General features: G+C 64.0%; 10 protein-coding genes. 9 read left to right on the top strand and 1 reads right to left on the bottom strand.

The annotated features are described in order from the left end of the window. Nucleotides 1-50 precede the first annotated feature (50 nt). From secA to IPP90_18495, 4 genes are all read left to right on the top strand, one after another. Entirely contained in the window at nucleotides 51-3,416 is a 3,366-nt protein-coding gene (gene secA / locus IPP90_18510) for a preprotein translocase subunit SecA (GenBank protein MBL0172658.1), read from the top strand. Between the two features lie 43 nt (nucleotides 3,417-3,459). Beyond that, on the top strand, nucleotides 3,460-4,221 hold the full coding sequence (locus IPP90_18505; protein ID MBL0172657.1) for a hypothetical protein: 762 nt from the start codon (nucleotides 3,460-3,462) through the stop codon (nucleotides 4,219-4,221). 2 nt (nucleotides 4,222-4,223) lie between these two features. Then, nucleotides 4,224-5,750 (top strand): hypothetical protein, encoded by a 1,527-nt coding sequence (locus IPP90_18500; protein ID MBL0172656.1) that lies wholly within the window; start codon nucleotides 4,224-4,226, stop codon nucleotides 5,748-5,750. A gap of 79 nt (nucleotides 5,751-5,829) precedes the next feature. Then, on the top strand, nucleotides 5,830-6,963 hold the full coding sequence (locus IPP90_18495; GenBank protein MBL0172655.1) for a hypothetical protein: 1,134 nt from the start codon (nucleotides 5,830-5,832) through the stop codon (nucleotides 6,961-6,963). Nucleotides 6,964-7,095: 132 nt separating this feature from the next. Here the strand turns inward: IPP90_18495 and IPP90_18490 are convergent, their stop codons facing one another. Next, complete coding sequence (locus IPP90_18490) at nucleotides 7,096-8,625, bottom strand: amino acid decarboxylase (GenBank protein MBL0172654.1); 1,530 nt, start codon at nucleotides 8,623-8,625, stop codon at nucleotides 7,096-7,098. Between the two features lie 114 nt (nucleotides 8,626-8,739). Between IPP90_18490 and radC the strand changes: the two genes are divergently transcribed. The 5 genes from radC to IPP90_18465 all read left to right on the top strand — a co-directional run bounded on the left by radC (nucleotide 8,740) and on the right by IPP90_18465 (nucleotide 15,862). After that, entirely contained in the window at nucleotides 8,740-9,447 is a 708-nt protein-coding gene (radC, locus tag IPP90_18485) for a DNA repair protein RadC (protein MBL0172653.1), read from the top strand. Next, on the top strand, nucleotides 9,444-11,621 hold the full coding sequence (locus IPP90_18480; protein MBL0172652.1) for a bifunctional (p)ppGpp synthetase/guanosine-3',5'-bis(diphosphate) 3'-pyrophosphohydrolase: 2,178 nt from the start codon (nucleotides 9,444-9,446) through the stop codon (nucleotides 11,619-11,621). The genes radC and IPP90_18480 overlap by 4 nt, the downstream gene beginning before the upstream one ends. 66 nt (nucleotides 11,622-11,687) lie before the next feature. Next, the gene (uvrB, locus tag IPP90_18475; GenBank protein MBL0172651.1) at nucleotides 11,688-13,787 is read left to right on the top strand and encodes an excinuclease ABC subunit UvrB; all 2,100 of its coding nucleotides are present in this window, start codon (nucleotides 11,688-11,690) and stop codon (nucleotides 13,785-13,787) included. 21 nt (nucleotides 13,788-13,808) lie between these two features. Further along, nucleotides 13,809-14,282, top strand: coding sequence for a tRNA (adenosine(37)-N6)-threonylcarbamoyltransferase complex ATPase subunit type 1 TsaE (gene tsaE, locus IPP90_18470; protein MBL0172650.1), 474 nt, complete (start codon nucleotides 13,809-13,811; stop codon nucleotides 14,280-14,282). Nucleotides 14,283-14,440: 158 nt separating this feature from the next. Next, a complete protein-coding gene (locus tag IPP90_18465; protein MBL0172649.1) occupies nucleotides 14,441-15,862 on the top strand; it encodes an HD domain-containing protein in 1,422 nt (473 codons plus the stop codon). Nucleotides 15,863-15,933: the final 71 nt, after the last annotated feature.

The following is a 15,933-nucleotide window of genomic DNA, read 5'->3' as shown; positions in this document are numbered from 1 at the left end:
GTGCGACGGACGCCACTGCCCCGGCGCCCACGACACCTCTAGAGGTCCGCATGCTCAACAAGGTCATTGGCCGCATATTCGGAACACGCCACGAGCGCGAGCGCCGTCGCGTGCAGCCCATCATCAACGACATCGTCGCCTTCGAGGAGCGGCTGAGCGGGCTCTCCGACGCGGAGATTCAGGGTCAGACGATCAAGTTCCGCGCGCTGTTGGCCGAACGCACGGGTCCGATTGAAGCCCGCATCGACGAATTGAAGGCGGCCAAGCGCACGGCGGCCGATGCGACCGATCGGGAGCGGATCGACACCGAACTGCAAGGCGTGGATGGGCGTGGCGGTGCGGAAGCCGAACTGCGCACGGCCATCGCCGAATTCCTGGATGAGATCCTGCCTGAGGCCTTTGCCACGGTTCGCGAAGCCTGTCGTCGCCTCAAAGGCACCAACGTGGTCGTCACCGGCCATGATCTTACGTGGGATATGGTGCCCTACGAGGTGCAGCTCATCGGTGGCATTCAGTTGCACCTGGGCCGCATTGCGGAAATGGCCACGGGTGAAGGCAAGACGCTGGTCGCCACGCTGCCGCTCTACTTGAACGCATTGCCGGGGCGCGGCGCGCACCTGGTCACCGTCAACAGCTATCTCGCGCGACGCGACTCCCAGTGGATGGGGCACCTCTATCGGTGGCTCGGCCTCACGGTGGGGTGTCTGGACGACACTGAACCCGGGTCGTGGGAACGTCGCGAGGTGTACGGGTCCGACATCACGTACGGCACGAACAACGAGTTCGGCTTCGACTACCTGCGCGACAACATGGTCACCACGCTCGACCAGCGCGTGCAGCGACAGCACATCTTCGCCATGATCGACGAAGTCGACTCCATCCTCGTCGATGAAGCACGCACGCCGTTGATCATCTCCGGTCCGGTGGGCAACGAGAGTGACGGGCAGTATGCGGAGTTCAACGGGTCGGTGGTGCGCCTCGTGCGCCGGCAATCGGACCTCGTGAATACGCTGGCCGCCGACGGCGAGCGCGCGCTGGAAGCGGGCGACACCGCCACCGCATCGCTCAAGCTGTACAAGGCGCAACTGGGCGGGCCCAAGAACAAGCGCCTCATGAAGCTGTTGCAGGAACAGGGCGTGAAGCAGCTCGTGCAGCGCATGGAGCTTGATCATCTCGCCGATCGCAAGTTGCCGGCCAGCAAGCAGCAGTTCCGCGATCTCGAGGACGACTTGCTGTATGTGCTCGATGAGAAGGGGCACACGGTGCACCTGACCGAGCAGGGACTCGACTGGCTGTCGCCGGATGACCGTGATGCGTTCGTGCTGCCGGACATTGCCACCACGATCGGCCAGCTGGACAAGAATCACGAACTCAGCGCGCCCGAACGCCTCGAACGCCGCAACGCCGTGGAGCGCGAGTACGCGACCAAGAGCGAGCGACTGAACATCATTCATCAGCTGTTGCGCGCGCACGCGCTGTACGACAAGGACGTCAACTACGTGGTGCAGGAAGGTCAGGTGCTCATCGTGGACGAATTCACGGGGCGCACCATGCCGGGCCGTCGATGGAGCGAAGGCCTGCATCAGGCGGTCGAGGCGAAAGAAGGCGTGCAGGTGAAGGGCGAAACGCAAACGCTCGCCACCATCACCATCCAGAACTACTTCCGTATGTACGAGAAGCTGGCCGGCATGACCGGTACGGCGGAGACGGAAGAGAACGAATTCCACCAGATCTATGGTCTGGCGGTCTCGGTGATTCCCACGAATCGCCCGATTGCCCGCGATGACCGACAGGACCTGGTGTACAAGACGCGCCGCGAGAAGTACAACGCCATCGTCGAAGAGACGAAGCGGCTGCACGAATTGGGCTATCCGGTGCTCGTGGGTACCGCCAGTGTCGACGCATCCGAGACCCTCTCACGCTTGTTCACGCGGGCCGGTCTCAAGCACGCGGTGCTGAACGCCAAGTATCACCAGCGCGAGGCGGAAATCGTGGCCGACGCCGGTCAGGCCGGCGCCATCACGATTGCCACGAACATGGCCGGCCGCGGCACCGACATCAAACTCGGCGCCGGCGTGACCGACTCGCGTCCGTCCACCATGATGGACCCCGATGGCAAGCAGATAGACTTCGATGAACTGGGCGGATTGCACATTGTCGGGTCCGAGCGTCATGAGTCGCGTCGTATCGATCGCCAGTTGCGCGGACGCGCGGGCCGTCAGGGCGATCCTGGGGCGTCGCAGTTCTTCCTGTCGCTCGAAGACGATCTGATGCGGCTGTTTGGATCGGAGCGCATTGCCAAGCTGATGGATCGCATGGGCGCGCAGGACGGAGAGGTGCTCACGCATCCGCTCATCACCCGGTCCATCGAGCAGGCGCAGAAGCGCGTGGAACTGCAGAATTTCCAGTCGCGCAAGCGCTTGCTGGAATACGATGACGTGATGAATCAGCAGCGCGAAGTCATCTACTCGCTGCGCGCGTTCGCGCTCGAGGGCGGCGAGGAACTGAAGGCCGAGTCGCTCAAGATGATCGACCGCGGTGCCCAACGGCGCGTCGAGCAGGCGCTGGCCACGTTCGATCGTCCCGAGGAATGGGATTTCGACTACGTGCAGCAGGACCTGCTCATGCACTACATGCTGCAGGTGCCCGAGTTCACGGCGGACGTGCGGCCCGCCACGATGGAAGCGGCCCAGACGGCGGTGTCCGCCGCCGGGCGCGCGGCGTTCGACCACAAACTCACTGCCCTCGACGCCGTCACGGACGAGTCGGGACAGGGCTTCTCCGGGCGCCTGCTGGCGCTGGTGATGCTCAATGTGCTGGATGAGAAGTGGAAGGACCACCTGTACGATCTCGACCAGTTGCGGGCGTCCATTCACTACCGCTCGTGGGGACAGAAGGACCCGCTGGTGGAGTACAAGCAGGATGCGTACGTGATGTTTGTCGATCTCATGCACGATCTGGCCAACACGTTCACCGAGCGGTTCCTCAAGGCGCAACTGGTGTTCGATCAAGCGCCGCAGGAGTCGTTCCAGCCGTCGATAACCCCGGAGGAGCGACTGCATGACGGTCGCCCGACCAAGCGGTTCAACGCGATGGGAATCCTGGAAGACGTGCCGGAAGAGCAGGGGGAGTCCGCTGACTCAGCCGCTCCCGGGCGCGATGGCGTGGCGGGAACGCCGCGACAAGTGGCTCTGGGAACTCCAGCCATTGTTGGCGCGGGGGCATTGCGGTCGCTGGAAGCGGGCGGCGGCGCCCTTCCTGGCCGGGTGGGAGAACACCCCTCGGAACAATGCCTGCCCGTGCGGGTCAGGGAAGAAGTTCAAGAAGTGCCACGGAGCCAACTTGTAGGCCGCTCCCGAACTTGCTCTTGCGTTTTTGGAAAGGTCATGCATCTTTGGTACAGATGTACCGATTGACCACCCGGTGTACTCACCATTCCGCAAGCCGGAGTACGAGGCAATGATCCAACGCGTCCGCAGTTCATGGTTGGCCGGCGCCCTGTTGACGGGCGTGCTGGCTGCCGGCACACGACCCGCGATGGCGCAGACGGGGGCGGGTGACGGCTTCCTGTTTCATTCGCCGCAGGCGTCGCTGTCCATGCGCATCGGCGTGGCCAGACCGTCAGCGGATAGCAAGGTGTTCTCGTTCACGTCCGACAAGCTCACCCTCGACAGGGGTGACTTTGCCGGGATGTCTGCGGCGGCCGATCTGGACGTGGCGATTACTCGGCGTCTGGCGTTCCAGATGGGCGCCGCGTTCAGCGCAAGGGAGAGCGGCTCGGAGTATCGCGATTTCGTGGACAACAACGATCTGCCCATTGAACAGCGGACGATGTTTCGTCGTGCCCCGGTCACCGCCGGCCTCAAACTGTATTTGACGTCGCCAGGACGCTCACTGGGCAAGTTTGCCTGGGTCCCCTCCAAGTTCACGCCCTATGTGGGCGGCGGCGCGGGACTCATGTACTACGCGTTTCGGCAGAGCGGTGATTTCGTCGATTTCACGAATTTCGATGTGTTCCCCTCGACACTTGAGTCGTCAGGATGGACATCGATGGCTTACGGATCGGCCGGGATCAACTACTCGCTGTCGGCCCGGATGGGACTGGTCACCGAGGCGAGATACGATCGCGCCCGGGCGCCCATGAGTGCAGATTTCGTAGGCTTCGATCGCATTGACTTGTCCGGACTGTCGGTTACCACTGGTCTCCACCTCCGCTTCTGAGCGTGCATATGCGAGTCATTCCTGTAGCAGGCCGCGCCACGGTGCTCTGGCTGAGCGCGATGCTGATCGCCGGAACCGCTGGCGGGCAATCGATCGCCACCGTGACCCGCGGTGAAGTGACCGTCCATGATGCCCGCTGGCAGCCCTGGCTGGGATGCTGGAAGCCGACGGGAGCAATGACGCCGGTGGTGTCGGCCGGTGAATCGATATCGGCGGCGGCGCCCACGATGCTGTGTATTGTGCCGGGCAGCACCACCACCAGTGTGGAGGTGGTGAATTTCTCTGGTGGTTCCATTACCGAGCGCACGGTCATTGATCCTGGCCAGGCAACGGCCAAGAAGGTGGATGATTGCACGGGACAGGAAACCGCCACGTGGAGCGCGGATGGCCGACGCGTGCTGCTGCGCGGCACCTTCAACTGCGGTCGGGGCGTGACGCGCGTTGAGAGCGGGGTGATGTCGATTGATGCTGACGGGCAGTGGGTGCAGGCCCAGAGTGTCAAGGTCGGTGGCAACGTCACGACATTCGTGGCGGAGTTCCGTGACACGGGTATTGCGCTGGAAGGCATCCGGAACGGCGCCATCGTCGAACGGCCGATTCTCGATGAGTCGGGCAAGCGCCTGTCGCCGCCGCGCGACGGCTGCACCGGCAGTGAGGCGGTGAAACCTTCCTCGGATGGTCAGCGCGTCATGGTGCAGTCGGACTACACCTGCGTGAACGGCTTGCATCGCGTGGCCGACGCGGAGTTTGCGCGTAGCAATCGCGGAGAGTGGGTGCGTACGAATGGCGCAGGTGTGCTATTCAGCACGCCGTCGGTGCGCGCTGCGGCCGGTGCACCGGTAACAACCGATGACGTGCTGGAGGTGGCGAAACTTGTGGATGCAACAGTCGCCGAAGCATGGTTCTCCAGCCGACAGCAAGGCTTCGACCTGACAGGTAAGGAACTGGTGCGTCTGGCCGACGCGGGCATGCCGTCGCGCGTCATCGACATGATGGTGGCGGTGTCAAACCCCAAGACGTTCGTGGTCCGCCGGAACGATGGCACGACGGACGCCGACGGACGCGCCATTCGCGCACCGCGCGCCAGCGATCGTCGAATCGCCTCCGACGCGCGCGGCTGTTCGCTGACGCAGGACTACTGCTACGGGATGATGGGATTGGGTTGGCTGTATGGCGCCGATCGGTACTATGGCTGGAGCCCCTACGGATATCAGTATGGCTCGCGATACGGGTACGGGTATGGGTATCCCACCGGCGGCGGTTACTGGGGCCCTGGCTACTACAATGGCAACGGACCCATCGTGGTGGTGACACGTCCCAGTGCGCCCGCCGAGCCGCGCGGTCGCGCGGTATATGGCCAGGGATACACACGCGACAAGCCCATCACGTATTCGGCGCCGACGTCCACCAGTTCGGGCAGCGGTGGCACGTCGTCGGCCGGTTCGGGTTCGTCCGGCGGCAGTTCGTCCGGCAGCTCTGGTGGCGGTGAGGCGCGTACCGCGAAGCCTCGTCCCCCTGGCGCGTTGTAGGCTGGGCGACGAGTTCATGGAAGGGCCGACGGGATTCGTCGGCCCTTCCTGCTGTATGCACCCAACGACAGGAGAAACGATGCGGAGAATGCGCACACTGCGCACACTGCTGGCAATGGTCGCGACGTGTGCCTCCCCTATGGCGGCCCAGAGTGGATTGACCACCTGGCGCGCAACGGAAGTGTGGCGCATTGACGGGACCGAAAGCGGCGAGCCGTTCTTCGACCTGCGCGACTACCTGATTGGCAAGGACGGCGCGCTCTGGGTGTTGGACTTCAAGGATCAGCGCATTCGGCGCTTTGATGGCAACGGCAAGGCGTTGGCCACTGTGGGCCGCAAGGGCAGCGGGCCGGGCGAGCTGCGCAATGCGAACGGCATGCTGGTGCGTCGCGACGGCAGTGTCTGGGTGAACGATCCCAGCAACGGGCGCCTGACGGAGTTCGGTGCGGACGGGAAGTTCACGCGACAACATCTCGTGGCCATTCGCGGGTACGGGTATCGATGGAACGCCTGGCTTGACCGCACTACCGGTGATCTGGTGGACCCGTTCATTAATCAGGTTCCGGGCGGTGACTCGCGGATGGATTGGCGGCGCTGGAGCGTGGCGGGTGCCGTGCGTGACACGTTCCCGATGCCCACGTGTGCCTCCGGCAATGTCGCCCCGGGAATGACCATCAAGGCCGAGACCAAGGGCAGGGGCAACATGTACAGCGCGTATCCGTTTGCCACCGGCGGCGGATCGGCGCCTGACGGCAACGGCGCCGTATGGTGCGCGTCGCCGACGTCAACGAGCGTGGCCTTGGTGCGCATCGGCCAGAACGATACGTTGACGCAAACACGGGTGGAGTTGGCGCGCATCCCCGTCGGCAAGGCGGAGCGAGACGACGCCGTGGCCCGCATCGAGAAGCAGATCGCGGCGTATGCCACCAATGACTTTGATCCGGCGAAGATTCCCGCCACCAAATCGGCGATGGCCTTGTTGTCAGTGGACGATGATGGTCGACTGTGGGTCCAGCATGCGGCGACGTTTGGCGATACCACGGTGACCTTCGACATTCATGATCGGGCGGGCAAATATCTGGGTCGGCTGCGCATTCCGCATCGTCCGTCACTGGAAGGGTTGCCGATTCGCGCGCGCGGGAATGACCTCTGGATTGCGTTGCGCGATGCGGATGACGTGATCGGGATTGCGCGGTATCGGATCACGCGATAGCGCATCGAGATACACCGTCAGCAAAAGCATTGACCGCCAAGTTCGCAAAGTTCGCCAAGAATAACACATGTAACACAACGGCTGCGCTTCGCGAACTTCGCGGTAAAAATGCTGTGATTCACCCGCTGACAATCACGTGCGGAATGGCGTTTTCGGCATCAATGACCATCCCTCGGCCACCAACTCGCGCCCAATCGCCACCACCGCATCAACCAGCAGTTCAATGTCAGTCCGCTTGGTCCGGTGATTCACATGGGCCACGCGAATCGCAAACCGCCCGTCAAGCACGGTACTTGAGGGCACGGCAATGCCGCGCTCCTGCAGTCGCAGCAGGAGTTCCTGATTCAAGGCGTCAAGCGCGCCCGCGGCGAGTCCGGGCGTCACATATCTGAAGCACGCGATATTGAGCGGCGCCGGCGCCAGCATTTCCAGTTCGTCATGCGCCTCCACCAAGGTCACGAGCAGGCACACCTGCGCGACGTTCTGCTCGATGATGCGGGCCAGCGTGTCCACGCCGTCGGCCTTGAGCTGCATCCACACCTTGAGCGCCTTGAAGCCGCGCGTGAGATCGAGGCCGCGATCGGCGAAATACACGGCGTCGGCGCCAACCCCTCGCGTGGCGGGCGTGAGATACGCCGCCGTGCTGCGAAATGCGTCGTGATGCAAAGCCGGGTCGCGCACCAATACGCACGCGCACTCAAAGGGCATCGAGCCCCACTTGTGCAGATCGAAGGCGATCGAATCGGCTCGCTCCATGCCGGCCACCTGCGGTCGCAAGGAGTCGGAGAGCGCCACCAGTGCGCCAAACGCACCATCCACGTGAAACCACAGCGACTCGCGCGCGCACAGCGCGGCGATGGCTGACAGGTCGTCGGTGGCGCCAGTATTCACGGTGCCCGCAGTGCCGATCACACAGAACGGATCGAGGCCGGCTGCGCGGTCGGCCGCGAGCATCTGTTCCAATGCGACGAGATCCATGCGGTACGCTGCATCCACGGGCACCCGCCGAAATGCGCGATGGCCGAGCCCCAACCATTCCGCCGCCTTTCCCGCCCATCCGTGCGTTTCGCTGGAGCCGTAAAACACCAGCGGCGCGTGCGGTGCGGCGTCGGGCCACGCCTGCAGCCCGAACGCGCGAACATCGTGTCCGCGCGACCGTGCAGCCGCGAAGCGCGCCACGGCGAGTCCATGCGTATTCGCCATCGTGCCACCGGTCACGAACAAACCGCTGGCGCTCGGCATTCCCATCAACTCGGCGAACCAGGACACCACCAGACGTTCCACATCGGCCGGGGCCTGATTGAATCCTGCCAGATGCGCATTGAGCCCAGACGCCAGCATGTCGGCCAACATCGCCAACGGCGTCCCGTTGCCCTGCACCCAGCCAAAGAACCGCGGATGCCAGTTGCCATTGGGATATGGCAGGATGCGTTCGACGAACTGCGCGTAGGTCGCATCGGCGCCGATCCCTTCGCGCGGCACGGACTCTTGCAACGACTGCCGCACCGCCAGCGGCATCGGCTGCCAGGCGGGTGACTCAGGCAGTCCGCGGAGTCGGTATAGCATCTCGCCCAGCATGCGTTCCCCCAGCATGTGCAAGGCATCCCATTCGGCAGGGCTGGCAGGGTCGAACGACTGATCAATCGGCGTGGCGTCGGTCATCCCGCAGGATAGCGATCACCCGAGCAGCAACGCGATACCGTTGGTGCCGCCAAATCTCGCCATGATGGGACGCGAACAGGCAGAATATCCCTCAAGAGGAGCAGATTTGTGATAATTCCGACTAGCCAGTCTGGTCGACCCGCGCTAACTATTCGTGAGCTGCCGCACACGGAACGGCCACGGGAACGACTGCGGTCGCTGGGCGCGCAGGCGCTCAGCACGATCGAACTCCTGGCGACGATCCTGGGCACAGGGAGTACAAGGGGATCGGCGTTGCAGTGCGCACAGGCCGTGCTGGAACACGCCGACGGCTCGCTTGGCCGGTTGGCGGCCATGCCGTTGGCGGCGTTGACGCGAGTGCATGGCGTGGGGCAGGCGCGGGCGACGGCCGTGCATGCGGCGTTGGAACTCGGGAGACGGCTATCACTGGAAGCGAGGGAGGCAGGCGTGCCGCTGCGCTCGCCGCGGGATGTGGCGGCGGTGTACGCGCCACGGTTGCAGGAGTTGCCGGTGGAGGAGTTCCATGTGGCGGTGCTGGATGCGCAGCATCGACTGGAACGGGATGTGCTGGTGACACGCGGTCTGCTCAACTCATCGCTGGTGCATCCGCGCGAAGTGTTTCGCGAGGCCATCGCGGAGCGGGCGGCGGCGGTGATCCTGGTGCACAATCACCCCAGTGGTGATCCGACGCCATCGGCCGAGGATCGGGTGGTGACGGAACAGTTGGTGGCGGCCGGGCGCTTGTTGGACATCCCGGTGCACGACCACATCATCGTGGGTCGTGGACGATACATGAGCTTTGCGGAGGCAGGTCTGTTGTGACGACGGTTGCGCTGCATGAGGTGATCCCCGGATTCGGTCCGAGTGCCGACAGCACGTACGAGAAGCTCGATCACGAGCTGCTGGTGCGCGCTTATCGATTCTCGGACGCGGCGCACGCCGGTCAGGTGCGTCATTCGGGTGAACCGTATGTGTCGCACTGCGTGGAAGTGGCGCGAATCCTGGCCGACCTGCAGTTGGACACGGCCACGGTGGCCAGCGGCCTGCTGCACGATATCGTGGAAGACACCGACATCACCATCGAGGATGTCGAGCGCGAATTCGGCCCCGAGATTGCGCAGATTGTCGACGGCCTCACGAAGATCGCCAACCTCCCGCTGTCGTCGCGGGAAGAGCGACAGGTCGAGAACTATCGCAAGCTGCTGTTGTCCATCGCCAAGGATGCGCGCGTCATTCTGATCAAGTTGGCCGATCGACTGCACAACATGCGCACCCTGGAATGGCTGGCCGCCGAGAAGCGCCGCCGCATTGCGCAGGAAACCCGCGACTTGTATGCGCCGCTGGCCCATCGCTTCGGCATGGCGAAGATGCGGTGGGAGCTGGAAGACCTGGCGTTCAAGCATCTCGAGCCCGAGGCCTACAAGACGCTGGCCAAGATGGTGGCGTCCAAGCGCGGGGAGCGCGAGGAGCTGATCGCGCAGATGCGCGAGCCGCTGGAAAAGCGTCTCACCGACGCGGGCATCGCCGACGTGGAAGTCACGGGTCGACCGAAACATCTGTGGTCGATCTACAAAAAGATGCAGCAGCGCGACCGGCCGTATGAGGATATCTACGACCTGCTGGCCATTCGCGTGATCGTGCCGAACATCCTCGAATGCTATCACGCGCTGGGCGTGATTCACGACGGATGGACGCCGGTGCAGGAGCGCATCAAGGACTACATTGCGCAGCCCAAATCCAACGGCTACCAGTCGCTGCATACCACGGTGTTCGGTCCGGGGCGACAACTGTTCGAGATCCAGATTCGCACGCGCGACATGCATCGCACGGCCGACTTCGGCATCGCGGCGCACTGGCTGTACAAGGAGTCCAGCAAGAACTCTGATGAGCTCGATCGACACCTGACGTGGTTTCGCCAGGTGCTGGAACTGCAGCTCGACGCCGAGACTCCGGGCGAGTTCCTGGAGTTCCTCAAGCTGGATTTGTATCAGGACGAGATCTTTGTGTTCACGCCCACCGGCGACGTCATCCAGCTGCCCAAGGGGGCGACGCCGTTGGACTTTGCGTTCGCCGTGCATACGCAGGTTGGCGCGCGCTGCGCGGGCGCCAAGATCAACGGTCGCATCGCGCCGTTGTCGCGGGAGCTCAAGAATTCGGAAACGGTTGAGATCCTGACCAATCCGAACGCCAAACCCAGTCGGGATTGGCTGGCCCATGTGCGCACCGGTCGGGCGCGGCACAAGATCCGGCAGATGCTGCGACTGGAGGAACGCTCGTCGGCCATGCGGCTGGGGCGCGAGATCATTGAGCGGGAACTGCGGCGACGTCGACTGCCCAAGGCCGATGATCAGGCCCTGCTCCCGATTGCCCGACAGCTCAAGCTGAAAGATGCGATACACCTGATTGCGTCGGTCGGCGCCGGCGACGTGCACGTGATGCAGGTGGTCAAGGCATTACATCCGGAATTGGAGAACGCACCGGAGCCGGCCGAAAAGCCCAGCACCCTCGCCCGCATTGTCGATCGCGTGCGGGGCACCGGCAAGGGGATACGCATTCAGGGTGCCGACGGATTGCTCGTGCGCTACTCCCAGTGTTGCCAGCCGGTACCGGGCGACAACGTGGTGGGCTACGTCACCCGCGGACGCGGCGTCAGCATTCATCGGGGCGATTGCCCCAATCTGCTGTTGCTGGTGCATGAACCCGAGCGACGCCTCGAGATTGATTGGCACGAAATGGCGGGGGAGCGATTCGTGGTGCGGCTGGCGCTGGAGGGGATTGATCGCCGGGGACTCTATGCCGATGTCGCGGCGGCCGTGAGCGCCACCGGAACGGACATCAAGAGCCTTGAGCTCAAGACCATCGACGGCAAGGTGAGCGGCTCGGCCATGGTGGAGGTGGAGAACCTGGCCCATCTGGAACGCATCATGAAAGCGGCCCGCCGGGTGAAAGGGATCGGGGCCGTGGGGCGCCGGGAGAAGATCACCTCCGACGAATAGGGCGGGGTCGGGAATCGGCGAACGGGGCTACCCGAACAAACGCCGATGTGCGTGCTATATTACGGCATGGCCCAGCCTTTCATGCTGCAGTCGCCGTTCGAGCCGGCGGGCGACCAACCGCGCGCGATCACCGAGCTGAGTCGGGGTCTGCTGCGTGGCGACCGATTCCAGACCCTCTTGGGCGTCACCGGCTCGGGCAAGACCATGACCATCGCGAATGTCATCCAGCAATGGGGTCGCCCCACGCTGGTGTTGTCGCACAACAAGACGCTGGCAGCGCAGTTGTACGGGGAGTTGAAAAGCTTCTTCCCCAACAACGCCGTCGAGTACTTCATCTCGTACTACGACTACTACCAGCCCGAAGCGTATGTCCCGTCCAGCGACACGTACATCGAGAAGGACGCCAGTATCAACGAGGATATCGATCGGCTGCGCCTGCGGGCGACGTCGTCGTTGATGGAGCGCAGCGACGTGGTGATTGTGTCCACGGTCTCGGCCATTTACGGACTCGGTGATCCCATCGCGTACCGCGAACGGATGGTCTCGCTCGCCAAGGGACAGCAGATCGCGCGTGACGACATCCTGCGGGCGTTGGTGGGCATTCAGTACCTGCGCAACGATGTGGCGTTCGACCGCGGCACGTTTCGGGTGCGTGGCGACACCGTCGAGATCTTTCCCGCCTATGAAGAGCAGGCGGTGCGACTGGAAATGTGGGGCGATGAGATCGAGCGCATTTCCAAGATCGATCCGCTCACCGGCGAGACCATTGCCACGCTGGAGCGAACGGCGGTGTATCCGGCCAAGCACTTCATCACCAGCCGTCCCACTATTGCGCGCGCGTCAACGGCCATTCGTGAAGAGCTGGCGCAGCGGCTGGCCGAGCTGCAGCAGCAGGGGAAGCTGCTGGAAGCGCAACGGCTCGAGCAGCGCACGAACTTCGATCTGGAGATGATGGCGGAGATCGGCACGTGCGCCGGGATCGAGAATTATTCGCGCCACTTGAGCGGACGCGAGGCGGGCGAGCGCCCCGCGTGCTTGCTGGACTATTTCCCCGACGATTACCTGGTGGTGGTCGACGAGTCGCATGTGTCACTGCCGCAGATTCGCGGCATGTACAACGGCGATCGCGCCCGCAAGTTGACACTGGTGGACTACGGATTCCGCCTGCCGAGCGCGCTCGACAACCGTCCCTTGGTATTCGAGGAATTCATGGCGTTGGTGCCGCGACTGATCAATGTCTCGGCCACCCCCGGGGAGCTGGAACTGCAGCTGTCTGAGGGCGTCGTGGTGGAGCAGGTGATTCGCCCAACCGGCCTGCTGGATCCCGTGCTCGAGATCCGCCCGGTGAAGGGTCAGGTGGATGACCTGTTGCACGAAATCCGCCAGCGTGAACGCCGTGGCGAACGCGTGCTGGTGACCACGCTCACCAAGCGCATGTCGGAAGATCTCACCGACTACCTGCAACAGATGGGCGTGCGGGTACGCTACATGCATTCCGACATTGATGCGATCGAGCGCATGGAGATTGTACGCGGACTGCGCCTCGGCGAGTTCGATGTGCTCGTCGGCATTAACCTGCTGCGCGAAGGGCTCGACATGCCCGAAGTGTCGTTGGTGGCGATTCTCGATGCCGATCAGGAAGGATTTTTGCGCAGTGACCGGGCGCTCATACAGACCATCGGCCGCGCCGCCCGGCATCTGACCGGCATGGCGATTCTGTACGCCGACCGCGTGACCGGCTCCATGGAACGCGCCATCGGGGAGACCGATCGTCGACGGAACATTCAACGTGACCACAACACCGCGCACGGCATCGTGCCGCACGGCGTGATCAAGAGCGTCGACGAAGTGCGTTTCATTACCCGCGTCGCGGACGCGCGGATCGAAAAGGACGTCGCGGCACCGGCCACGCGCGCGATCGGTGGTGAGCGGATGGCGCGTTCACGCGAGGAGTTGGAGACGCTGGTGGGCGAACTGGAGGTTGCGATGCGCGAAGCCGCGACGGCGCTGGACTTCGAGGCGGCGGCGCGTCTGCGTGATCAGCTGTTTGAGGTGCGCACGGCACTGGGGGAGAAGCCCGCGCAGGCACGTGGTGAATCCAAGGCGGCCAAGCGACCGCCGGGTTCCGCACCGATGAAACGTTTCGGGGGACGCCGTGGGCGATGATCGGTTGCGCCGGACCGGCGCATGGTGAACACGACCTCGCTCGAGGAACTGCTGGGTCGGGGTGCCCCGCGCGCACCGGATCTGGCGTCGCTGCAGGCATGGGGACAGGCGCTGGGCGCCGCGCTCCCGCGCCCGGCGGTGTTGACGTTTTCCGGTGATCTCGGGGCGGGGAAGACGACATTGATCCGCGCGATATGCGCCGGGCTGGGCGTCGATGTGGTGGCCGTGACGAGCCCCACGTTTGCCCTCATCCAGGAGTATGCGGCGCCGCGTGGTCCAGTGATCCATGTCGACCTGTATCGACTCCGTTCGACGGCAGAGCTCGACGCGATCGGGTGGGACGAGCTGGTGGCCAATGCACCCGTGTTGCTGGTGGAGTGGCCGGATCGCGCGTCAGACGGGCTGCCGGCCGGGGCGATCGCGATTGAGCTTCGACATGATGCGGAGCACAGCGATCGACGTCGACTCTCCGTGGATCACACAAGCACCGGGTGAATTGGCGGCGCGTCGTGACCGGAGTCGATGGTAGTCCGTCCTGAGTGTGCAGCCGGCGACGGCCACACCCTCTCCTGTTTCGCCTCCGCTCCGTGCCCGGACCTGACACTGATCGCCCGGCCGATCCCCGCTTGCGCACAGTGCGTCTTGCGGAGGTCATGTCGGCGCTCACATATGCGTTGGATCTCACGGAAGGTCAACGTCCAGGCCACACGCTGCGCACGGCGCTCATCGCCATGCGGCTGGGTCGCGAATTGGCGCTCGATGCAGACTCGTTGGGGGCGTTGTACTATGCCGCGCTGTTGAAAGACGCCGGTTGCTCAAGCAACGCGGCACGGATGGCGGCCCTGTTTGGCTCGGCGGATCAAGAGGTCAAGCGTGAAATGCGCTTGGTGGACTGGCACAATCGCTGGCGGCTGGCCATGCGCACCGCACGCAACTGCGGCGTGGGCCGCAATCCCCTCGCGCGCATCCAGCACTTCTTGCGCATCGCCCAGACACCGCACATGACCAGGGAGATCATCCAGGCGCGCTGCGAGCGAGGCGCGCAGATTGCCGTTGCGCTGGGCTTCCCGCAGCAGACGTCCGACGCGATCGGTCACGTTGACGAACACTGGTGTGGCCTTGGGTATCCCGTCGGATTGGCCGGCGATGCAATTCCGCTCCTGGCCCGCATCCTGCTCATTGCGCAGACGTTCGAGGTGTTCTGGACGGAGCAAGGGCTCCGTACCGCGTTGGCGATGCTGCAGTCGCGCAGCGGTCGGTGGTTCGATCCGTCGCTGGTTACGCGCATTGCCGGATGGAAGCGCGACACCCACTGGTGGGCACACCTCGCTGATGCGGATCGTCTGGATGCAGCGGTGCTGGCGCTCGAGCCGGGAAGCACGCCGCTGCTGGCCACGGAAGCGCGGCTCGATGCGACCGCGTATGCGTTTGCCGCCGTCATCGACGCCAAAACGCCGTTCACCTACCGACACTCGACGAATGTGGCGCGGTACGCCGTGTGCATCGCCGAGTCGATGGGCGCGGGTGACGATCTCTCCCGTGACATCCTGCGCGCAGGCCTGCTGCATGACATCGGCAAGCTGGGGGTCTCAAATACGATTCTCGACAAACCCGGCCGATTGACGGATCGCGAACGAGACGAGATCCGGAAGCATCCGCGATGGACGAGGCAGATACTCGATCGGGTGTCGGCGTTTCGGCACTTCGCCGCGTCTTCGGCGCATCACCACGAGCGCATTGACGGTCGTGGATACCCCTGGAGCCTCAGTGCCGAGCAATTGGACTTCACGGCTCGCGTGCTGGCCATCGCCGATGTGTATGAGGCACTCACGGCGGAACGGCCGTACCGTAAGGCAATGTCGGTTGGCAAGGTGCTCGACATCATGACGCCCGATCGGCATGCGGCATTCGACGGCGATATCCTGGATGTGGCGATCGGCCTCGCGGAGAACGGCACGTTGGCGCGCGTTGCCGCCGCGAACGGCGATCCGCTGGAGACCTTGCAACTCGGTGCCAATCGGGTAGACCCGATCGTCGCCCCGGACCGCAACGGCATGCGAATCGCCGCTGCCTGACGGGGCACCCCGCCGACTCCGTGCAGCTGTCGCGTGCGTCACCCTTGCCGTGCGCTGCGCGCGAGGAGATC

The organism is Gemmatimonadaceae bacterium (assembly GCA_016720905.1).
Lineage (GTDB): Bacteria > Gemmatimonadota > Gemmatimonadetes > Gemmatimonadales > Gemmatimonadaceae > Gemmatimonas.
This window is presented reverse-complemented; position numbering and strand designations above follow the sequence as displayed.

Excerpts from the sequence above, each read along its gene's own strand:
- IPP90_18495 (MBL0172655.1), top strand. The coding sequence starts at position 5,830 with ATGCGGAGAATGCGCACACTGCGCACACTGCTGGCAATGGTCGCGACG.
- IPP90_18505 (MBL0172657.1), top strand. The coding sequence starts at position 3,460 with ATGATCCAACGCGTCCGCAGTTCATGGTTGGCCGGCGCCCTGTTGACG.
- tsaE (MBL0172650.1), top strand. The coding sequence starts at position 13,809 with ATGGTGAACACGACCTCGCTCGAGGAACTGCTGGGTCGGGGTGCCCCG.
- uvrB (MBL0172651.1), top strand. The coding sequence starts at position 11,688 with ATGGCCCAGCCTTTCATGCTGCAGTCGCCGTTCGAGCCGGCGGGCGAC.
- IPP90_18490 (MBL0172654.1), bottom strand. The coding sequence starts at position 8,625 with ATGACCGACGCCACGCCGATTGATCAGTCGTTCGACCCTGCCAGCCCT.
- secA (MBL0172658.1), top strand. The coding sequence starts at position 51 with ATGCTCAACAAGGTCATTGGCCGCATATTCGGAACACGCCACGAGCGC.
- IPP90_18465 (MBL0172649.1), top strand. The coding sequence starts at position 14,441 with ATGTCGGCGCTCACATATGCGTTGGATCTCACGGAAGGTCAACGTCCA.